Source organism: Streptomyces sp. NPDC048275 (assembly GCF_040652275.1).
GTDB lineage: Bacteria > Actinomycetota > Actinomycetes > Streptomycetales > Streptomycetaceae > Streptomyces.
The window spans coordinates 40678-61912 of sequence record NZ_JBEZLR010000060.1; the positions used below are offsets into that span (position 1 = coordinate 40678).

Consider the following 21235-nt stretch of genomic DNA (forward strand, 5'->3'; position numbering starts at 1 on the left):
GAGAGACACACATGGCTCCGGAAGAATGGCCGCAGCGCGTCCTGACCTTCACGGCATGGGACCAAGCGGAGACAACGGCCGCACAGCGCCTGCTGCCCCTGCTGGCCGCCAACAACGCCGAGCTGGCCCTCTGGTCGTTCCTGCGGAAGTTCCCCACCTGGCGGCTTCGATACCGCCCCGCTGGTCCGGCCGCGGTCAAGCGCGTGGACCTCGCGCTGGATGAGCTGGTCTCGGCCGGCGTCCTCGCCTCCTGGAAGCCGCAGATCTACGAGCCGGAGGAAACAGTCTTCGGAGGTCCGGCCGCCATGGCCGCCGCGCACCTCCACTTCCACGAGGACAGCCGCCACATCCTCGAACACCTCGCCCGCCAGCAGTCTGGAACGCCCGACCCACTCGGCCGACGGGAGCTGGCCGTCTTGATGCTCAGCGTGGCGATGCGCGCTGCTGGCCTCGACTGGTACGAACAGGGCGACGTGTGGGCGAAGGTCGCGGCTGAGCGAGCCGGCGGCACAACAGCATCCGACCGGGTGAGGGCCGCCGTGCAGCGACTCATGACCGTCGATGTCGGCCCGTCCAGCAGCCTCGCCCGCGACGGCCGACTGGAGACGCTGACCGACTGGATCAACGCGTTCGACGCCCTCGGCCGCCGACTCGCCGACCTCCACCACGGTGGGGAGCTCCAACGCGGCCTGCGGGCCGTACTCGCCCACCACGCCATCTTCCACTGCAACCGACTGGGCCTCCTCCGGGAGGAACAGCACACCTTGTCAACACTCGCGAAAGAGGTAGTCATGGGAACGAGCGACAGCGCCGCGTCCACCCACAGCACCACGTCACCGAGCACTACGGTCAGCGACGTGAACAGTGACACCATTGAAGCCAGCGCCGCCGACCACCTGCGTACTCAGCTCATCGACCGGTTGGTCACAGAGGGCTCGGTTCGCACGCCCCGCGTAGAGGAGGCAATGCGGACGGTACCCCGCCACCTCTTCGTCCCCGACGCCCCACTGGAGGCGGCGTACAACAACGCGCCCGTCAACATCAAGTCCGACGACAGCGGCACATCCATCAGCTGCGCCTCCCAGCCGGACATCGTGGCGATCATGCTCGAACAGCTGGAGGCGGAGCCGGGGCACAGGGTGCTGGAACTGGGCGCCGGCACCGGCTTCAACGCGGGACTCCTCGGCTACCTGGTCGGCGAGAAGGGCCACGTCACCACCGTCGATGTGGACGATGACCTGGTCGAAGGCGCCCGCGCAGGACTCGTTGCTGCGGGCATCAACAACGTCGAGGTCATCCTCGGCGACGGCGCACTCGGTTACGCGCCGAGCGCTCCCTACGATCGAATTGTCGCTACGGTCGGCGCCCACGGCGTCCCGCACTCCTGGCTCGACCAACTCGCCCCCGGCGGACGACTCCTCACCCCGCTTCGCCTTCGCGGCAGCGTCTCGCGTTCGATCGCCTTCGAGCGGGCCGAGGACGGCGCCTGGCGCAGCGTCGGCTCCGAGATGAACACCTTCATGCCGCTCCGACGCGGCATCGCGGACGACCCGCGCCGCTTCGTGCAGCTCACGGAAGACGGCTCTGTGACCCTCGTGACCAACGGCGACCAGGTTGTCGACGCCGACGCCTTGGCCGGCGTACTGGGTCAGACCCGCACCGAGGCATGGACCGGCGTGAACTTCCGGGGGCCGGAGTCGGCCGAGTGGCTGGAGCTGTGGCTGACCTGCACAATGCCGAACGGCCTCAGCCGGATGCCCGCAACCCGAGAGGCCATCGACCGGGGTGTGGTCACCGCCCCATACGCAAGCTCCACCGCCGTGTTTGAAGGTGGCACGCTGACGTACCTCACCCGCCGTACGGCCGCCGAGAAAGCCCCGGACGGCGCCACGCTGTACGAGTTCGGTGTCATCGGCCACGGGCCCGAGGCGCAGACCCTCGCCAGCCAGGTCGCCGAGCAGATCCGCGCCTGGGACCGCGACTACCGCAGCCGCCTGGTGCGGTTCGAGATCCAACCGGTCGGCACCGCTGCACTCGCACCGAAGCCTGGTCGCTTCGCGCTCGACAACGCGCTCAACGGCCTGATCATCGAGTGGCAGTGAGATGGACGCCAACCGGGTAGCACAGCGGTTCCCGCTGGTCGCTCGTCCGCGCCCCGCGTGCCCGCCGCTCTCCGAGCGCGTCAAGGAGATCAGCACCCTGGCTGAGACCGCTCACCAAGAAGGCGGTCTCAGCCAGGCGGCCACAGCGATGAACAAGTCGGCCCTGATCGCCAGTGACTGCGGTCTTCCGAGCCTGGCACGCAGACTGTGCTGGCGCCACGCCGAGATCTACCTGCGCGCCCTGCCGTTGGGCGCGCAGGAAGCCCGGTATGCCCTGGAACCCCTTGTGAACCTTGCCCGTCTGCACATCCGAGACGGTGAAGGGGAACGTGCCTACCGACTGCTCGACACCCTGAACCGAGCGGTAAGGAGCAAGACTGATCTGATCTTTGAGGATCACCCTGTATCGTTCCGGAATCTCACGGCCACAGCAGAGGATCACCGGGCCGTGTGCCAGTGGCTGTGGACGGTGCTGCTGGGCGATGGAACGCGTGCGCTCGTCGCAGCCAATCAATGGGACCGCGCACGGGCGCATGCTGTGCAGCACAAAGGAATTGGCCGTCGCCTCTTCGACGGCCGCCAGGTGGAAATCGTGACGCGCTGCCTCGGTGGAGACCCCGCCTCGGCACGACGGATCATCGACGAGAGCACGCTAACCGAAGCCTGGGAACACCCCGTTGCGGCGTGTCTTACGGTGCTCTGCCTCATGGTCGGCGGAGGGGCGTCGGAAGGCGCGGGCGAGAAGATGACAGCGGAGTGCCTGAGCCTCGACGCCGGGTCCGAACTAGCCGTCTTCCGCACACGCGTTGGGCTGACCGTCCTCGACCTCTCCCCGCATTCCAGCCAGGCCGAGGTCGCCCGTCGCCTCTTGAACGACGCGGTGCGTTTCGGAGACGGGTACGTCGCGCGAGACGTCCTCTCGCACGCCGCTTGTTCCAGAGAGATGACCGCAAGAGAACAACGCAGGCTGACCGAGGCGGTCGCCTCCGCTGGGCTGGGATGCGGCGCAATGCCGCACAAGCTGGAACGGGATCTCCTCGATGCCGTGGAGGTGAGCACGACGGCAGCTATGCAACACCTCGTTGGCCAGCACTCTTCCTAGCCTCGATTGAATGGATCTTACGCCGCACCTGCAGGAGGACGTGCTGGTCGACCACGGGTTTCTTGTGGCGTCGATCGACGTACGCAGGGACTTTGTCGCAATCGCTGATCGGAAGACGTTCCAGCCCATGACCTCGCTCGAATGGAGACCACCCTTGACGCCCGTCACCGATCCCGCCGTATGGCGCGACGAGCTCGTGAGCCGCCTCGTCGACAGCGGCCACCTACGCACCCCGGAAGTTATCGCCGCATTCCGGGGTACCGATCGCCATCGGTTCCTCCCCGGTGTCGACCTTCAGAGCGCCTGCGTCGACGACGCCGTGGCGATCAAGCACGACGCGACGGGCGCGATGCTTTCCTGTATCTCCGCACCCTCCATCGTCGCCGCCCAGCTCGAACAACTGGGCGCCCAGCCCGGCCACAAGATCCTCGAAGCCGGGGCCGGCACCGGCTACAACGCCCGGCTGCTGTCAGAACTCGTGGCTCTCGAAGGCCATGTGTGGACCGTGGATGTCGACCAGGACCTCGTCGACGGCGCGCGGAAGAACCTCGCTCAGGCCGGGGCCGCAAACGTCACCGTCGCACTGTGCGACGGCGCCGCCGGTCTGCCCGAGCATGCGCCCTTCGAACGCATCCAGTTCACGGTCGGCGCCGGGGACATCCCTGTGCGGATTCTCGACCAGCTCGCCCCCGGTGGGCGCCTCGTCATCCCGATGCGGATTCGCGGCAGCATCTCCCGCAGCTTCGCGTTTGAACGCGACGGCCAGACCTGGCGGACGGCCTCAACCGAGATGATGACGTTCGTCCCCCTGCGCAAGGGCGTCTGCGACGACGTCCGAACCATGGTCGACATGGCAGGTGAAGGCGACGTGCGCTTGGAGACCTACAGCGAGCAGAACGTCGACCGCGAGGCGATCCGCACCGTCCTGGACCAGCCCCCGGCCGAGATCTACACCAACGTGAAGTTCCGCAAGGGCGACTCCTACCAGTGGCTCTACCTGTATCTGGCATACGTGCTGCCGAACGGCCTGTCCCGGATGCCGGGGTCCCGCTCCAGCCTCATCCCGAACTTCGGCTGGGGCTCTATGGCCGCCCTCGACAATGACTCCTTGGCCTACCTCACGAAGCAGGAAGGCGAGGACGAGCACGGCACGTTCTGGCAGATCGGCGTTATCGGCCACGGCCCGCGCGCCGCCGAGCTTGCCGACCAGGTTGCCTCTGAGATCAACGAGTGGGACCAACGCTGGGGCAACAACGCACCTGAACCCGGCTTCCGCATGGCCGTCGGCGACGCCCGCGACCAACTGACGTCATCCGAACCGCGCTTCGTAATCGACAAGCCCAATAGCCGACTCATCGTCGACTGGCCGCGCAGGAATTGATCCGATGACGCCCGCAATAGCCCGCAACGTCCCGATGGTCCACCGCGCCAAGGCACCTGCATCACCGCTGGATAAACACATGCCTTGGCTCCCCAAGCTGGCCGTCGAGCCCGCCGGCGTGAGCGACCACGATCTGTTGGGCCCGCGCCTGCGGGGTCCTCAACTGCGCCGCGCTAAATGCCTCCAACGCCGGGATGCCCGACCTGAATGCCGTGCCGAACTGGCGGCAGCACCAGGTCACGAAGAACTTGCCGGCAGCGGATTCCGATGCCATCACGGCAAGGCGTGAATTTCCGCCCGGTTGACCAACGCCATCGAGTTCGCAGCGCAGTGGTATTTCCGGCTCTGGGTGCCATCACCCGCGTCCATCATGGATTTTTCACAGGCTTTTGATCTGAGACCATCGATTACCTCCCTGGTTTACCTGTAAAATCAACGAAGGCCGGAAACGGTCACCCGGGCGTCGCGGACAAGACGCAAGACGACAAGTCTGCGCACCCGGAGGACACCGTGCCCGCCCTGTTTCCCGCCTCAGCCGGCAAAACGGCCCGTCTCGGCCGCACCTGGGCCATCGCGGCCACCAGCTGCGCAGCCGCCTCAACTCCCGTACCCTCGCCGGTCATCGCCGCTAAGCCGATTGGCCTCGCGGGGCTCCTCGGGAACACACCCTCAGCAGAGACCCACTTCCGTGAGCATCACTGTCTCCTTGATCCTTGTGCTGGCCGTGGTGGGGTGGCTGCTGATCCGCAAAGGCGGCCTCAAGGCCGGCCACGCAGTGGCGGCCGTACTCCTCGGCTTCTATCTCCACGACAGCTCCCTCGCTCCGTCCATCAGCCGCGTCATGGAGAGCGTGGCCGAGACGATCAGCGGGATCCGTATATAGACCGGCCGCCGGGGCACCCCCGTGGACCCGGACCGTACGCCGCCTCCCCCGTCGGCTGCGGTCTGGTACGCGTGCCCCGGCGGTCACTCCCACCCGAGTCCCGGCATGGTCGCCGCTGTTCCCGCGCCCTGCGCCGGTGCACTGCTCCTCCGATCCCCGCCCGCCATCCCGTCCCCCGTGTCCGGACCACGTTCCGCGAGGCCACCAATGTCTGATCTGTCATGCCCGCGTCCAAGTGGTCGCCGACGTGGCCAGCGACGGCGCGCGCACGGTGCCGAGCCGCTACGCACCGAGAAGGGGTTGCGCCTGCGGCTGCGGTTTCTGGTGCTCATGCCCACCCTCTTGACCTCAGCGATCTTGTGCATGGCGGCTGCCGTCGGCACAGTGGCCCGCCTCCATGTGGATGACTGGCCCATAGTGGCGGCGGTAGCAGCGGCTGGTCTGACCGTGCTGATCACCGCAGACTGGCTGGCAGTTCGCACTGCGGCTGAGCTACACCGGCAGCGCAGCGAGTACAGCGATTCAGTGCATGGCTGGCTGCAGCACTTCAAATCCGGTGTGGACGAGGGACGCAAGAACATCAGCGGCGCCCTGGAGCAGCTCGACCGGGGCGAGCGGCCCTCCGCTCCCGTTTTCAGCGCGGCACAGGCGAACTCCGACGGCAACCCGTGGAACGAAGCCGAAGCCGCCCTGGCCCAGCTTCACGCAGAAGCCTGGCGGGCGGTGGTGAACGGCCGGCAGGCCGAACTGACACAAGCGCTCGTCTATCTCGCCGGGGGCTTGACCCTGCTGCTCGTACGCGCGCTCGGCATCGTGACGGAGCTGACCAAGCAGGTCCAGGACCCGGACGTGCTGTATCGCGTGTTCGACGTCAACAATCTGCTCAAGCGCATGCGGCGGTCGGCTGGACGGCTGGCGGTTCTGGGTGGTGTGAAGGCACGCACGCTGAACCAGCCGATCGGGCTGGTGGACCTGCTGCGCGGCGCGTCGGGGGAAATCGAGAAGTACGCCCGGGTCCGCATGCACGCATCCACCCTGGATGTGCAGATACCAGGCTTCGCCGGTCCCGATCTGATCCACCTGCTGGCCGAGTTGGAGGAGAACGCCACTCTCTGCTCGCCGCCGGACAGCAAGGTCGCCGTGCGTGCGACGAGGGTCACCGCGGGTCTGGCCGTGGAGATCGAGGACCGGGGCATAGGTATGGCCCAGGGCGAACTCGATCGCTGCAACCGGATGTTGGCCGATCCCCAGGACACGCACCTGGCTGAGCAACTAGCCCAGCGCCAGACCGGCTTGCTCGTGGTGGCCAAACTCGCCCGCCGGTACGGCATCCAAGTGCAACTGCAGAAAAATCTCATGCACGGCACCACGGCGCTCGTGGTGGTACCGGACAAACTCCTGCTCTGGCAGAACGAGCCGGCGGCACCGTCACAGGCTCACGCATACGTTGCCGCCATACCGGGCACGGCGGCGCAACTCGCGGGGCGCCCCGGCCCCCGGCCGACTGGCGGTCCCAGGCCCAGTCCGCCGGCCCCGGCGCGGATGGCGCCATTGCCATACCGTGACGCGCAGCGCGCCCCAGTTCAGCAACCCGTCGCTTCGGCGGCGACCATGGCAACGCCTCCGCCGGGAGCAACACCCGACAATCGCCCCCGGTTGCCGCAGCGGACACCACAGGCAACGGTCCATGAGCGTGCGGCCCCTGCAGAGCCAGAGGCCGCCCCCGTCTCGCTCGCGCCGCCGGATCCGGCCTTCGTCAGCAAGTTCGCCCAGGGCGTGCATCGCGCGGAGCAAGGCGAGGCAGACAGCGAGGCGCAACCGCCCGAGGGGAGCGCGAGCTAGCCCCCGCAGCGCGCCCCACACATCCTTCGTGCCTGGCTTCGCGCCTGAGCACCAGTCCGTACAGCGTACGGAGATACGGAGAATTGCGATGACCACCGACTCCACGACAGTCCAGCCGGAAGTGGTTGTGGACGAGCTCCTCAACGACTTGGCCCAGCTGCCCGACGTGACCGGAGTCCTGCTCGGCTCGCAGGACGGCCTGCGACTGGCTCATGCGGGACCGAGCATGGACGGCAAACTGGCGGACCGCCTGGCCGCAGTGATCAACGGCCTGTACTCGATCGCTCACGGCGTCGACGACGGCGAGGGCCGTGTCGAGCAGGTCCTTATCAGGAAGACCAGCTTCCTGCTGTTCATCATGAGCGCCGGGAGCCCGCCGGCCGTGGTGGCGCGGAACGCGGGACGCGACCCGGACAAGGTCGAAAGCGTGTTGGGCGTGCTGACCAACACCCGTGCGGACGAGGGAGCCGTCGGTTTCGCGATGGTCAACCTGATCAAGCGGATGGGCGAGCTGCTGGCCACACCGGCACGCGTGGGCGGGGTCTCTTCCGGTGACGGCCAGTGAGATGGCGGCCGCAAGCGGCCCGGCCTGGACCGTCGAGGACACCGAGGCCCCCAGCCTCTACGTCCTGACCGGCGGCCAGACCAAGCCCACGCACGACTTACAGATCGAGACGCTGCTGTGGGCCGAGGGAGAACCGCCCTCCGGCCAGCCGCCGGAAGCCGACCAGGCCATGGCGTTGTGCCAGGAGCAGCCCCTGGCCGTCGCTGAGATCGGCGCCCTGATCGGGTTGCCCTTCCAGATCACCAGGATCCTCATGTCCCGGCTGATCGACATCGGTGCGCTGAGCGCCGTAACCGCCACGGGCTCCACTGACCTTCCCGACGTTGCTCTCCTGAAGGCCCTTCGCAATGGACTCCTCAAGCTCTGACCTCGGGCTGCCACGCCGGCTCAGCGGCGCGAAGCCCACCTCCGTCAAGATCGTTGTCGCTGGCGGGTTCGGGGTCGGCAAAACCACGTTTGTGGGCGCCGTCTCCGAGATCACCCCGCTGCGTACCGAGGCCGTGATCACCGCGGCCTCCGAGGGCGTGGACGATCTCACGCTGCTGTTCGACAAAAGGGCGACCACTGTCGGCATGGACTTCGGCCGGATCACGTTCCCGCAGCTGAACACCGTCCTGATGCTGTTCGGCACGCCAGGGCAGACCCGGTTCTGGTTCATGTGGGACGAGCTCACCCGAGGAGCCCTCGCCGCGGTTGTCCTCGTCGACACCCGCCGCCTCGACGAAAGCTTTCCCGCGGTCGACTACTTCGAGCGGCTCGGTCTGCCCTTCCTGGTCGCCGTGAACGAGTTCGACGAGGCCAGCCGCTACGACCCCGACGAAGTCTCGTCAGCTCTCGCCCTGCCGGCCACGGTTCCGGTTGTGCTGTGCGATGCCCGCAAGAGGGCGGATGCGGCCGGCGTACTCGGCCGTCTCATCGACCACGCGCTCACCCGCTCACATGCCCCTGCCAACATTCTTCAAGGAGCACCGCTGTGAACCCCCACGCTCCGTCCGATCTCCTGTCCACCACCGGCCACGACGTCGACTGGCAGAGCCACCTGCCCGAATTCTTCGACCCCACGGCTCCGCCTGTGGGCGCGTTCGACGCATTCGCCCAGCAGGTCGCCAACGCGGCCGGCACCCCGTACGCCATGCTCAACTGGGTTGGCAGTCAGCAGTTCTTCCTCGGTCTCGCCAACCCCACCGGAGGCGAACTGCCCGTAGTGGGCCGGACCATGCCGCTGACCCACGGCTTCTGCCCGCACGTCGTCCAGCGCCGAGGCTCGCTGGTACTGACCGACGTTCTCGACTTCGACGACTTCGCCGGCAACCCGGTCGTCGACGAGATCGGGGTCCGCGTGTATGGAGGAGCCCCTCTCATCGACGAACGCACGAACCATGTCTGGGGCACGGTCTGCGTGGTCGGCACCGAGCCGCGTGACCGCTCGGAAGGTCGCCCGCTGTGGACGCTCATCGACCACTATCGCGACCTCTTCATGACCGAGTTCTACCGGCGTACCAGCTCGTAGCAGCACCCGCGCGCCCGGCCGCACCACCCGCGACCACCACCCCGAGGGGGAGACAACGATGCCCACGACGTCGTCCACGACTCCGGATCTCACGCCCGACTACGAAGCTCTGATCCGGCACTTCGACGAGTTCGCCGCCGCGGAAGTCACCCCTCGAGTCCAGCGCATGGAGTCCTCCCCTCACGCCGTGGAACGCGACCTGGCCCTGCTCATGGCCGAGCAGGGATGGTTCGGCGCCACGATCTCCCGGGAGTACGGCGGCATGCACGCGGGGCATCTCGCCAAGACCCTCATGGTCCAGAGCATGGCGCGGTCCTCGGGCGCGGCCGGCGCCATTCTGCAGGCGAGCCAGCTGCCCGTATCGATGATCATCCACTTCGGAAGCGACGAGCAGAAGGCCCTGCTGCTGCCCCAGGTCGCCTCCGGCGACACGCTGCTGTCGATCGCGGTGACCGAAGAAGAGACCGGCAGCCACGTGCTCGGCATGGAGACCACCGCCCGCAGCGACGGCAACGACTGGATCATCGACGGCAGCAAGGTCCACATCGGCAACAGCCACATCGCCCACGTCCACTGCGTCGTCGCCCGCACCGCCTCCGCCGACACCGCCGGCTCCCGCGCCCTGACCGCCTTCCTCGTCGAACACGACCGCAAGGGACTTACCGTCGAACCCCACAGACCCGCCCTCGGCCTGCACGGCTTCAGCTTCGGCCGGCTCACCTTCGACGGAGTACGAATACCCGAGGCCAACGTGATCGGCAACGTAGGCGACGGCAAGGACATCGCCTACAGCAGCAGCATCCTCTACGGCCGGCCCAACCTCGCCGCGGTGTCCCTCGGCATCCACGAAGCGATCATGGAATGCACCGCCAGCTTCCTTGAAGGACGCCGCCGCTACAACGGCACCCTCGCCGACCTTGCCGTCCTCCGCGACCGGGTCGGCGCCATGAAGTCCCGGCTGATGGCTTGCCGCGAGCTCGCCCATCGGGCCGTGCACATGCTCGACCACGGCCAGAGCTGCGACGACAAGCTCATCAACTCCAAGTACCTCAACCACAAGTGGGCCGCCGAATCCGGCCAGGACGCCATGGAACTGCACGGCGCCCACGCCCTGCGAACGGACTACCCCCTCCAGCGGCTGTGGCGGGACGTCCAGCACACCTACTCGCCCGCCGGAACCGGTGAGGTACAGCGCCAACGCCTGGCCGAAACCGAGCTCGGCGCCCCTCCCATCCAGTGGTCCGAACGACTCGCCGCCAAAACCTCGCTCTTCCTCCCCACCAGCACAGCCACCTAGCCCCAGGCGCCCACTCCCCGCCCTGAAGCACGACAACCCGCCGAGAAAGGCCCCGACGGCCTACCTCCACGACCCTGCCACCCGGTCCAAGCCTCACGCGTCGTGCGGGGCCTGCAGACAGCGCGGCAGGCCGTGGAAAAGGTCACTCGCAACGGCCTTCCGTCCCCTACCCCCTACCAAACCGACACGGAGCACCTCCATGACAAGCACAACTCCCGCTACGCGTACGGCAGACACGGATGTGTCCGCTTCGTTGATTGATGCGCGGCGGGAGCTGGACAGCATCGCAAACCGGGGCATCGTCTCCGCCCCACGTGCCGTCGCCGACACGCTCACCACAGTGGAGGCGCTCGCCCCCACCCTGATCCTGCACGCCCGGGCTCTCGCCGCCCGGCTCGGTGAGAGGGAGCGTTCCGAACTCCACGAGCTGATCGAACGGGCCGCGCACCGGGCTAGCTGCCGGCCGCGGGCAGACCTGGCGTACGAACACCTGCTGGTGCTGGTCAGCCAGTTGCAGGAGCTGCTGCGCTGGCTGGAGCGAGCGCACGGCATCGCGCCTCGACGCAGGCGGGCAGCCTCCGCCAAACACCACACAGGCCAAGACCTCCGACGCGGGTTCACCGGTGCCTAACCCGCCGCCCGGTCGCGCTGATCAAGCCGCTCCGAGCTCGACCGCGTCCCGAACGTGCCGTCATCCCACCCGCCTCATCGGCCGCATCCGTATCGGTTGTCGGCGTTTCGGCCACCGCTACCGTCTGGTAGGCCCGCCTGAATCAACGGCCAGTGGCTTGCGTGCCGCGAGATTGGGCGGCTGGGGATACGACTCAAACACGTGCGTTCGAAGCCGGACGTCGCGTCGTTGTTCCGGTCATCATCAACCATCCTCCCAAGTCGGTGCTGGAGGTGCCCAGTTGCCCGTAGTTCAGGCTGCTCCGAATGATCCCCGACGGCCCCATGGCCGTTTGTGTTTGCTTTCCGTTTTAGGGACAGGGCGAGGGGAGGTGGCCGGTGAGCGCCGAGCCCACATCCCAGGCGCCTGACGCAGCGGCACCGCGCCGGTTGCCGCCTCCGCCGCCTGCCGAGCTGCGCTACGGCGGCCGGTACGCCAAGAATCCTCTGACCGATGCGTCGTTTGCGAAGATGTGCCGACGGCTTCCGTCGGTGCTGGCGCAGACCGCGCGGATGGCGTGGGCGATCGACTGGCGGGCAGTGCAGCTGCTGGCGGGCTGCCAGCTGGCCATCGGCGTCAGTGCCGCCGTTCTGCTCACCGCCACCTCCCGCGCGATGCACTGGATCCTGGCCGACGGCAAGGTGGCCGACCGGCTCCACCAGGCGCTGCCAGCCCTGCTGGTCATCGCCTGCGCGTCGGCGGTGGGGCGGGTGGCGACCGCGCTGTCCTCGTACGCGGACGGCCGGATCACCCCGCGGCTGACGACCGAGTCCGACTGCGCCCTGGTGGCGGCGGTGTGCCGGATGGAGGCCGCCGCGCGGGCGGAGGACGGCTGCGCGGACCGGCAGGAGGCGGCGGAGATGGGGGTGGTCCGCAGCCACGTGATGGTGCAGGACGCCACCCGGTTCACCGCCGCCGTCGTGCGTATGGTCAGCGCGAGCGGGGTGCTGTCGGTGCTGCACCCACTGCTGCTGCCGCTGTTGCTGCTCGCCGTCGTCCCCGCCGGCGTGGGCGCCGTCCTGCACGCCCGCGTCAACTACGAGACCCACTACGCCAACGTGGGCGACCGCAACGTCCGGCAGAACCTGCGCGGCTGGGCGACCAGCGTGAAGTTCACCGACGAGATCCGCGCCAACGGCATGACCTCGTATCTGGTGTTCTGGTACCGGTCGATCTCCGAGCGGATCGACGCGCGCACACTCGCCGCTGCCCCCCGGATGCTGCGGATCGTGCTGGTCAGTTCGTCGATCGGCGGCATCTTCCTCGTCGCCACCTGGGCGGCGCTGGCCTGGCTGGCGGGGAGCGGACGGATCGAGCCGTCGATCGCCGCGACCGCGGTCGTCGCCGTGCAGACCGCGCTCGCCGCCCTCAACCAGCTCGTCATCTACGGCGCAGCCATGTTCCACACCTCCCTCTACCTCGCGGACATGGGCGGTTTCCTCGACTACGCCGCTGAACGCGCCCCCAACCGCGGCGAGTTCACGCCGAGCCGGCCGGTGGAGGAGATCCGCCTCGACGAGGTCGTCTACCGGTATCCAGGCAAGGACACCCCGGCAGTGGCAGGGGTGTCGCTGGCGGTGCGCAGCGGCGAGATCCTCGCCGTGGTCGGCGAGAACGGCTCCGGGAAGTCCACTCTCACCCGGCTGCTCGCCGCCATCTTCCTGGCCGACAAGGGCAGCGTCTCCTGGAACGGACGCGACGTCGCCGACCTCGACCCCGACAGCCTGTGGGACCTGTCCGGGCTGGTGCCGCAGAACTTCGCGCAGTGGCCGCTGTCCGTCCGCGACAACGTCACCCTCGGCCAGCCCCGCGAACTGGGCGATGACCTGGTGTGGCGGGCTCTGGAGGAGGTCGGGCTACGCGAGGCTGTCGAGGAGCTGCCCGACGGTCTCGATACGCTGCTGGCCCGGGAGCTGTGGGGCGGGACGGAACTGTCCGGCGGGCAGTGGCAGCGTCTGGCGTGCGCGCGGGCCCTGTACCGCAGATCAAGCCTGCTGATCCTGGACGAGCCGACCAGCCAGATGGACGCCCGCGGCGAGCACGCCATCCTCGAAGAGATCAAGACCATCGCGGCAGGCCGGATCACGATCGTAGTGACCCACCAGCTGGTCAACACCAAGATCGCCGACCGGATCATCGTGATGGAACACGGCCGGATCGCCGAACACGGAACGTACGACGAACTCGCTCACGGCGGCGGCCTGTTCGCCGAACTCCTGGCCCTGTCCACCGACCGCTGACCAAACCACTTGCCGCGCCCCGTCCCCGGGGCGCGGCGGCCACACCCCTCGCCCGTTGTACAGATGGAGGATTCCGTGACCGCACGCTGCACCTGCGGGACGCCAACAAGAACTGCAGCGCCGGACTGTGGTCCCTGCCCAGCGTCCATCCCGAACCCGGCGAGAGTCTCGACGACACGATCGCCCGCGAACTGCTGGAAGAGGCCGGGCTGCACATCCCCGGCCTCGTCCCGCTCGCCGTCATCGAGAACACCCACGCGGACGACCGGCTCATCAGCCGGATCCAGGTGTACGCCGGGACGTGGAACGGCGACCCCGCGCTGCTACCCCTCACCGAGGGCATGATGCTGCGCTGGACCGATCCCGTGCAGATCCCGTATCTGACCATGGACCCCAAGGCCACGGCCGTCATCCGCCACCACCAGGACGGCCCGCGCACAGGCGACGGTGCCGCCGGGCAGTTGCCAGTGCTGCGCATGCGCAACACCGGCACGAAGACGGTCCCGAAGGTCATCGGCGTCCACCTGTATCTGGAACGGGACGGCGAGATCCTGCTCGGGCTGCGGCATCCCGACTCCGCCTACGCGCCCCTGGAGCACCACTTCCTGGCCGGACACCGCGAACAGAACGAGTCCGCGATGGCCTGCATGATCCGGGAGACAGAGGAGGAGATCGGACTCACCATCGCCGAGGGCGACTTGTCGCTCGTGCACACCCTCGACCTGCTCGACCCTGGCAGTCCGATTCCTCGCATCCAGCTTTTCTTCGCCGCGTCCCGGTGGAACGGCGAGCCGACCGTCCTCGAACCGGATCGCTGTACCGAGTGGCGCTGGTGGCCGCTGACCGCACTGCCCGATCCGACCGTGGACTACACCCGAGCCGCTCTGGAGGCCAACTCCCCCGGCACGCCCTACACCGCGATGGGCTGGGCTTCACGCCAGCCACCCCGCGCGCTGGGAAACGCCGGGCCGCCTCCCTTTCGCCGGCCTCGGCCAGGCCCCTCTGCGCTGCTTCCTTGAGTCCACCGCTTCCGGGAAGGACGTCCCCCGCACATGTTCACCACACAGGGAGAATGGGACCGCGGCTACACCGACGGCCGCCGCTATCGCCAACTCAGCAACGACGAAAGGTCGCTGCTGGCCACGCTGGTGCCGGCACCAGCTGAGGGCAGGGCCCTCGACGTCGGGTGCGGGGTCGGTGAACTCGCGGCCCACCTGTCCTCGCTCGGCTACTCCGTTGACGCCGTGGACTGGTCCGAAACCGCCCTCGCCGAGGCCACCACCCGACACGGGGAGGCAATCCGGTGGCTGTGTCTCGACGTTGAGGGCGACGACTGTGCGCCGCTGCACGCCGACGGCTACGACTTGATCACCCTCCGGTTCGTGTACCCGTTCCTGAACACCCGCGACCAGACCCTGCGCGCCCTCGGCCATCGCCTGCGACTGGGCGGCGCCCTCGTGGTCATCACGCCGCTCGCTGCTGACACTCCGGCCGAGCGGCGCGGCATCGCGCTCGACGAGGAAGAACTGCTCCAGCTACAGGCCGGCTGGTCCACCGCCGAACGCCACGACGCCGAGGGCCTGGCCTTCGTGGTCCTGCGTGGCCCGCACCTCTATGAGGCCGCGCCACAGGGCAGCCACCCGACCGAAAGCACCCAGCACACCCCGGCCGACACCCGGAGCACTGGCCCCGCCGCGACCGCCGCGTCACGGCAGCACCACTTCAACCTGCTGGAGCGCTACTACGTCCAGGTAGAGTCGGGACGCAAGACGACAGAGGTACGCGTCGGCACGCCCAAGAAGGCCGACGTCAAAGCCGGGGACACGATCGTCTTCCACGAAGAGGGCAGCGGTCGGGAACTCGACATCATCGTGAAGCGGGCCACTTCGTACGCCTCATTCGACGAGCTTCTTGACGCGGAGGATCCGGCACGCATCAATCCTGACGCCGCACCCGCGGAGCAGCTCGCCGACCTGCGCCGCATCTACCCGCCGGACAAGGAGGCACTTGGCCCCCTGGCGTTCGAGTTCGACCACCGTCCCGGGCGGCCCGGCCACCCCCTGCCCATGACGCCTGCGGAGTATGCGCAGACGGTGCCCCACCATACGGCGTACGGCTGCCTGTACGTCCGCGACGAGGACGATCGGCCCGTCCAGCTGCGCTCGGTCTACGGCAACCGGCTGTGGCAGTTCCCCGGAGGCAACACCGACGCCGGGGAAGACCCGCTGGAGACCGCCCGCCGCGAAGCGACCGAGGAGACCGGACTCGAACTCGGCCAGGGCACACCTCGTTTGCTGTTGACGCACTACCTCCACCCCGGACCCGGCCGGCCACTGGGCAAGATCGGATTCATCTTCGACGGCGGCCGGCTCAACTCCCAGCAACTGCGCCAGATCCGTCTCGACCCGGCCGAGCACGACATGTGGGCCATCCACGATCTCGACGAGTGGCGGCGGCTGATGGGCGAGGTGCCCTTCGCCCGCCTGGATGCCATCGAGCGTGCGCGCCGCGGCCAAGGCCCGCAATACCACGTAACCGGGCCCTGACCGCACAACACCAGCAGCCAACCCGCCTCACACCTATGGGAGTTCCTGTGTCCGTTGAGGACCTCAACGCCGATGCCTGGACCGTCTACGGCCAACGCCAGCTGAACCGTGCTTTCATGCCGCCCGTTCCGCAGCAGCTGAACTGGACCCCGTGGGACGGCGTCGGTCCGGGGGCCGAGATCCTCGGTGACATCACCGGCCAACGCGTCCTGGATATCGGCTCCGGGGCCGGCCACCACGCCGTCCACCTGGCCCAGGCCCACGGCGCGCACATGACTGCGATCGAGCTGTCGCCCACCCAGCACCAACGCGCCCTCGGCACCCACGCGGGCGTTCCCGGTGTGCAGTTCGTGCTGGGCGACGTGGTCGACTACCTCCGCACCGCCGAACCCTTCGACGCCGCGTACGCCATCGGCACCATGGCCTTCGCCGACCCGCACCGCGCTCTGCCCGCTCTGCGCGACGGCCTGCGCCCCGGCGCACTGCTGGTCCTCTCACTCCTCCACACCGACCTACACGACCGCGGCCCTTCCACGACGGTCGCACCGCGTGAGCAGCTGATCCTGCTCAGGGACGACCCGCCGCTGCCCACCCAGATGTGGGTCCTGGCACCCCAGCTGTGGGAGGACCTGCTCACCGAGCACGGCTTCCGAGTCGAGTCCATCGACCTCCTGCGGCACCCCGAGGAGAACGTCCCCGTCGTGCAGCAGCTCATCCGGGCCCGCCGCCTCCCCGGCCGGCCCGCGCGCATCTCCAGCCGCCCCCGCACGACGCAGCCACCCGCGCCGCATGCGGCCATCGGTGTCGGCGCGATCGTTCTCAGCGACCAGGGCGTGCTCCTGGGCCGTCACCGTCGCGCCACCCTCGAATTGCCCGGAGGATCCGTAGAGGCCGGGGAGTCTCTCGAAGAGACCGTGATCCGTGAACTGGCCGAGGAGACCGGTCTGATCGCCCGGACCGACGACGTCACCCTCCTGGGCACGCTCGTCGACCACGTCGAGGGCGTCGTGCGGGTCACCGTCGGCGCCATCGTCAGCGCCTGGCAGGGCCGGCCGGCCACGCAGCCGGACGAGAGCGTCGGCGACTGGGCCTGGTGCCCTCTGGACCGACTGCCCGACGGTCTGTTCGTGTGCAGCGCCCAGATCCTCACCGCCTGGCGCCCCGACCTGCCCATCGACCACACCCCCGCGCACTTCACCCCATACGCCCACCGCACGCCGCCCTCTGCGGACGAAAAGCAGTGGGCCGTCGCCGGATCCGGCCGTAACGAGCTGCGCTGGACGCTCCGCGACGAGCGCCCGGTGAAAGGGGACCCGCGGTGAACCCACCCGCCGAACACCTACCCACCCCGACTCCGGATGACGGGGACCTGCTGTTCGGCGCGGCGGCCGACGCGTACGCCCGCTTCCGGCCAGGCGTGCCCGAGCAGGTCGCGTGGCTACTCGCCGACGCCATGACGGGCGTGCCGGACGTGACGCTGCTCGACCTCGGAGCGGGCACCGGGCAAGTTGCCGCGGCTCTCGTCCCAGCGCTTCCCCGTATCACTCACGTGGATCTGGTCGACCCGAGCCGGGCCATGCTCCGTGAAGCCGTCGTCATCCTGCACCCTCTGATGGGGAACCGCACCCTGTCCTGCCACGAAGTCCCGGCCGACCGCTTCGACCCTCAACGGGCTGACTACCGGGTCGACTTGATAACCTGTTGCCGGGCCTTCCACTGGATGAACCGTCCCACCGTCCTGGCGATGGCCGACCGGGTCGCAGCCCCGCACGCGACACTCGCACTCATGGGCGACGGCAGCCTGTGGACCCACGAAGCCGACTGGACAGGCGCGTTGAAGGGCTTGATCCAGTCCTATCTCGGGCCTGGCCGCCGTGCCGGCAGCCGCGGCACCTACACGGAGCCAAACCGCCGTTACGAGGACGACCTCGCCGCCTCCCCCTTCAGCGACGTCAGCCAGCACCTCTTCACCTTCCCCCGGGCCTGGACGCCGCAGCAGGTGATCGGCTATCTGCGCACCACCTCGTTCGCCCGCCCCGACCTGTTCGCCGAGCGGCACGCCGAGTTCGAAGCGGAGGCACTGAACCTGCTCGAAGGACACGCCGATGACAGCGGACAGTTGACCGAGCAGGTCGACTTCACGGTGCTGCTGGCACGCCGCCCAGGAGGCACAGCTTGAGCGGGCAGGCCACCGGAGGGCGGTACACGACCCCGGTCGACGTGCACCTGATCCTGCTGCGCGACAGCCCCGAGGGCCAGCAGGTGCTGCTGACCCGGCGGGCCGGGCCCGTGTATGCGGCCGGGATGTGGCATCTGCCGTCGGGGCATCTGGACGGACCGCACGAGGACGTCGTCGACGGCGGACTGAGGGAACTACGGGAGGAGACCGGTGTCGTGGCCGGCCGGGCGGATGTCCGTGCGGCGCTCACCGTCCATCACCGCGCCCCGGCAGGCGGCGCCCGCGCCGGGGTGTTCCTGATCGTCCTGGACTGGCAGGGCGAGCCGGAGATCACCGAGCCGCACCGGTGCGACGCGCTGGACTGGTTCGGGTGGGAGTCGCTGCCGGAGCCCATGGTGGCCTACTGCCGGGCCGGCCTCGACGCCTACCGCACCGGCGCACGCTTGGCCGTGCACTTCCAGCAGCCTGGCGATCCGATCGCTTACGATCCGGCCGTCGACCGGGTGCACATCGTCACCGACGCGCCCCTTGCCAACAACGCGCAGGCGCCACAGGAGGCGGTGCGCGACTTCGCCGAGCAGGCGGTGGGGCGGATCGCCGACTGGGCGGATGCGTCGTGGGCCCGCGAGAACAGCCGCGTGTGGCGGGCCGGCGGCCGGTCTGGGGGCATCTGGTATGTGAAGCTCCACCAGAGCGACCGCTTCCACGGACGGGAGGTGAACGCCTACCGCTCGTGGACGCACGCATTGGGTGCGCACGCGCCGCGACTGGTGGCCGCCGAGGCGTCGCTGCGGGTGATCGTGGTGACCGCGTTGCCGGGCCGCAGCCTGCATGGCGCCGTCCTGGACCGCTCGAGGGAGGTGCGCGTGCACCGCGGGCTCGGCGAGCTGGCCGCCGCGTTCCACCACAGTGCCCCGCCCCGCAAGCCCCCCACCGACCGGCCCTCACCCGCCGGGAAGTTGGAACGACACCTGGCCGTCGCACGTCCGCACCTGAGCGACGGGGACGAGGAACTGCTGCGCGCCCTCGCAGCCCGGCACCCGGCGCTCGCTCCCATCGTCGAGGTCCCGACCCTGGGTGATCTGCAGCCGCGGAACGTGCTGCTCGCCGACGACGACGCGCTCGGACTGTTCGACTTCGAGCGCGCCGAGTACGCGCCCGCGGTGCGGGACCTGGTCCGCCTCAGTGACCAGTGGCACGGCCGCCCCGACCTGCGGGCAGCCTTCCTGAACGGCTACGGCCGCGCCCTCACCGCGGACGAGGAGGAACTGTGGGCCTGCGAAGCCGGCCTCGATGCGCTCTCCGGCATCCAGTTCGGCATGACCCACCACGACCCCGAACTCGTCGAGCGCGGACACCGCACCCTGGCCCGCCTCCACCAGCTCGCCCGTTCCTGACTTCTCCCGCCACCTACCCACATGAAGGAGACACCCGTTGGCCTACACAGAGCACAAGGAATGGGACGCCGGAGGGCAGGGCTTCCAGCAGCTCGGGGAGACCGAGCAGACGCTGCTGGCCGAGCACGTGCCCGCCCCCACCGAGGACGGCCACGCCCTGGACATCGGCTGCGGAGACGGGGAGCTGGCCGTGCACCTCGCGTCGATGGGCTACACGGTCGATGCGGTGGACTGGTCGGAGAGCGCCCTCGCTCGCGCCCGCAACGGACAGACCTACGCCCGCCCCCCGCCACCCCCGAACAGCTAGTGTCCTGAGTCGGAGATTCGTCGGCAGTAGGCGGCGACCTTGTCGAGGATCTCGTCGGCGGTTTTTGTCCAGACGAACGGTCGTGGGTGGTCGTTCCAGTCGGCGAGCCAGGCCCGGATGTCGCGCTCGAGGGCATGGACGGAGCGGTGGACGCCACGGCGGAGTTTCTTCGTGGTGAGTTCGGCGAACCACCGCTCCACCAGGTTGAGCCACGACGAACCGGTCGGGGTGAAGTGCAGGTGGAAGCGCGGATGCGCGGCCAGCCACTTCTTGACCGCGGGGACCTTGTGGGTGACGTAGTTGTCCAGGATCAGGTGGACCTCCAGATCGCCCGGCACCTCCTTGTCGAGCTTGGCCAGGAACTTTCTGAACTCCACCGCACGGTGGCGGCGGTGGAGTGAGCCGATGACCTTGCCGGTTGCGGTGTCCAGAGCGGCGAAGAGGGTGGTGGTGCCCGCGCGCACGTAGTCGTGGCTGCGGCGCTCGGGGACCCCCGGCATCATCGGCAGTACCGGCTGGGAGCGGTCCAGGGCCTGGATCTGCGACTTCTCGTCCACACACAGGACCAGGGCCCGCTCCGGCGGATCGAGATACAGACCGACCACGTCACGGACCTTGTCGATGAACAGCGGGTCCCTGGACAGCTTGAAGGTCTCGGCCCGGTGCGGCTGGAGCGCGAAGGCCCGCCAGATCCGTGAGATCGCCGACTGCGACATCCCGGTCGCCGCGGCCATCGACCTGGTCGACCAGTGAGTGGCGTCCTTCGGCGTCTCTTCCAGCGTTTTGACGATGACCCGCTCGACGTCGGCGTCGGTGATCCTTCGTGGCACACCGGGCCGCGGCTCGTCACACAGACCGTCCAGCCGACGTTCCAGGAAGCGCCGACGCCAGACACGAACCGTGTCCGTGGTGATGCCCAGCCGCCGGGCTACCTCCGCGATCGCATGCCCGTCCGCGCTCTCCAGCACGATCCGCGACCGCAACGCCAACGACTGGGCACTCGAACGACGACGCACCCACGACTGCAACATCGCCCGCTCGGCATCAGACAGCACCACCGGCGGGATCTTCGGTCCAGGACGACTCATGCCAGACCAACGACGAATCTACGACTCAGGACACTAGGGCCTGTCCGGCGGATCAAGTCGGAGGGAAGCAGTGGTGCCTTGTCGGCGCAGGTGAGCGGGGTCTGGTGCGTCGAGCTGCAAGGCGGA

The 21235-nt window shown here is 68.6% G+C and carries 20 protein-coding genes; 18 read left to right on the forward strand and 2 right to left on the reverse strand.

Annotation, left to right across the window (positions count from 1 at the left end):
- Nucleotides 1-11 precede the first annotated feature (11 nt).
- From fxlM (AB0D57_RS29850) to fxlM (AB0D57_RS29860), 3 genes are read left to right on the forward strand one after another with little or no spacing between them, the layout of a single operon-like run.
- Nucleotides 12-2102, forward strand: coding sequence for a methyltransferase, FxLD system (gene fxlM / locus AB0D57_RS29850; RefSeq protein WP_362079694.1), 2091 nt, complete (start codon nt 12-14; stop codon nt 2100-2102).
- A gap of 1 nt (nt 2103) precedes the next feature.
- Complete coding sequence (locus AB0D57_RS29855; RefSeq protein ID WP_362079697.1) at nt 2104-3204, forward strand: hypothetical protein; 1101 nt, start codon at nt 2104-2106, stop codon at nt 3202-3204.
- A gap of 40 nt (nt 3205-3244) precedes the next feature.
- On the forward strand, nt 3245-4585 hold the full coding sequence (gene fxlM / locus AB0D57_RS29860; RefSeq protein WP_362079700.1) for a methyltransferase, FxLD system: 1341 nt from the start codon (nt 3245-3247) through the stop codon (nt 4583-4585).
- A gap of 61 nt (nt 4586-4646) precedes the next feature.
- On the opposite strand, the gene AB0D57_RS29865 is transcribed toward fxlM (AB0D57_RS29860), so the two are convergent.
- The gene (locus AB0D57_RS29865) at nt 4647-4859 is read right to left on the reverse strand and encodes a hypothetical protein (protein ID WP_362079703.1); all 213 of its coding nucleotides are present in this window, start codon (nt 4857-4859) and stop codon (nt 4647-4649) included.
- A 414-nt stretch (nt 4860-5273) separates the two neighbouring features.
- Between AB0D57_RS29865 and AB0D57_RS29870 the strand changes: the two genes are divergently transcribed.
- The 15 genes from AB0D57_RS29870 to AB0D57_RS29940 all read left to right on the forward strand — a co-directional run bounded on the left by AB0D57_RS29870 (nt 5274) and on the right by AB0D57_RS29940 (nt 20021).
- On the forward strand, nt 5274-5468 hold the full coding sequence (locus AB0D57_RS29870) for a hypothetical protein (protein ID WP_362079706.1): 195 nt from the start codon (nt 5274-5276) through the stop codon (nt 5466-5468).
- A gap of 363 nt (nt 5469-5831) precedes the next feature.
- Nucleotides 5832-7310: an ATP-binding protein gene (locus AB0D57_RS29875; protein ID WP_362079709.1), complete on the forward strand. Its 1479-nt coding sequence runs from the start codon at nt 5832-5834 to the stop codon at nt 7308-7310.
- Nucleotides 7311-7398: 88 nt separating this feature from the next.
- Complete coding sequence (locus AB0D57_RS29880) at nt 7399-7875, forward strand: roadblock/LC7 domain-containing protein (protein WP_351653200.1); 477 nt, start codon at nt 7399-7401, stop codon at nt 7873-7875.
- Between the two features lies 1 nt (nt 7876).
- Complete coding sequence (locus AB0D57_RS29885) at nt 7877-8242, forward strand: DUF742 domain-containing protein (protein ID WP_362079713.1); 366 nt, start codon at nt 7877-7879, stop codon at nt 8240-8242.
- Nucleotides 8223-8852 carry an ATP/GTP-binding protein gene (locus AB0D57_RS29890; RefSeq protein WP_362079716.1) on the forward strand — a complete coding sequence of 210 codons (630 nt, stop codon included), beginning with the start codon at nt 8223-8225 and terminating at the stop codon, nt 8850-8852. The genes AB0D57_RS29885 and AB0D57_RS29890 overlap by 20 nt, the downstream gene beginning before the upstream one ends.
- Nucleotides 8849-9385: a GAF domain-containing protein gene (locus tag AB0D57_RS29895; RefSeq protein WP_362079719.1), complete on the forward strand. Its 537-nt coding sequence runs from the start codon at nt 8849-8851 to the stop codon at nt 9383-9385. Before AB0D57_RS29890 ends, AB0D57_RS29895 begins: the two co-directional genes overlap by 4 nt.
- Before the next feature lie 58 nt (nt 9386-9443).
- Entirely contained in the window at nt 9444-10682 is a 1239-nt protein-coding gene (locus AB0D57_RS29900) for an acyl-CoA dehydrogenase family protein (RefSeq protein WP_362079722.1), read from the forward strand.
- 199 nt (nt 10683-10881) lie between these two features.
- Entirely contained in the window at nt 10882-11313 is a 432-nt protein-coding gene (locus AB0D57_RS29905) for a hypothetical protein (protein WP_362079725.1), read from the forward strand.
- A 377-nt stretch (nt 11314-11690) separates the two neighbouring features.
- Nucleotides 11691-13592, forward strand: coding sequence for an ABC transporter ATP-binding protein (locus tag AB0D57_RS29910; protein ID WP_362079728.1), 1902 nt, complete (start codon nt 11691-11693; stop codon nt 13590-13592).
- 92 nt (nt 13593-13684) lie between these two features.
- Nucleotides 13685-14611 (forward strand): NUDIX hydrolase, encoded by a 927-nt coding sequence (locus AB0D57_RS29915; protein WP_362079752.1) that lies wholly within the window; start codon nt 13685-13687, stop codon nt 14609-14611.
- Between the two features lie 33 nt (nt 14612-14644).
- Nucleotides 14645-16138 carry an NUDIX domain-containing protein gene (locus AB0D57_RS29920; protein ID WP_362079731.1) on the forward strand — a complete coding sequence of 498 codons (1494 nt, stop codon included), beginning with the start codon at nt 14645-14647 and terminating at the stop codon, nt 16136-16138.
- Between the two features lie 47 nt (nt 16139-16185).
- The gene (locus AB0D57_RS29925; protein ID WP_362079734.1) at nt 16186-17460 is read left to right on the forward strand and encodes an NUDIX domain-containing protein; all 1275 of its coding nucleotides are present in this window, start codon (nt 16186-16188) and stop codon (nt 17458-17460) included.
- On the forward strand, nt 17457-18317 hold the full coding sequence (locus AB0D57_RS29930) for a class I SAM-dependent methyltransferase (RefSeq protein ID WP_362079737.1): 861 nt from the start codon (nt 17457-17459) through the stop codon (nt 18315-18317). The genes AB0D57_RS29925 and AB0D57_RS29930 overlap by 4 nt, the downstream gene beginning before the upstream one ends.
- A complete protein-coding gene (locus tag AB0D57_RS29935) occupies nt 18314-19714 on the forward strand; it encodes a phosphotransferase (RefSeq protein ID WP_362079740.1) in 1401 nt (466 codons plus the stop codon). The genes AB0D57_RS29930 and AB0D57_RS29935 overlap by 4 nt, the downstream gene beginning before the upstream one ends.
- Before the next feature lie 37 nt (nt 19715-19751).
- Nucleotides 19752-20021, forward strand: coding sequence for a class I SAM-dependent methyltransferase (locus AB0D57_RS29940; protein WP_362079743.1), 270 nt, complete (start codon nt 19752-19754; stop codon nt 20019-20021).
- Here AB0D57_RS29940 and AB0D57_RS29945 read toward each other — a convergent pair.
- Nucleotides 20018-21109, reverse strand: coding sequence for an IS630 family transposase (locus tag AB0D57_RS29945; protein ID WP_362079746.1), 1092 nt, complete (start codon nt 21107-21109; stop codon nt 20018-20020). The genes AB0D57_RS29940 and AB0D57_RS29945 overlap by 4 nt on opposite strands.
- Nucleotides 21110-21235 lie beyond the last annotated feature (126 nt).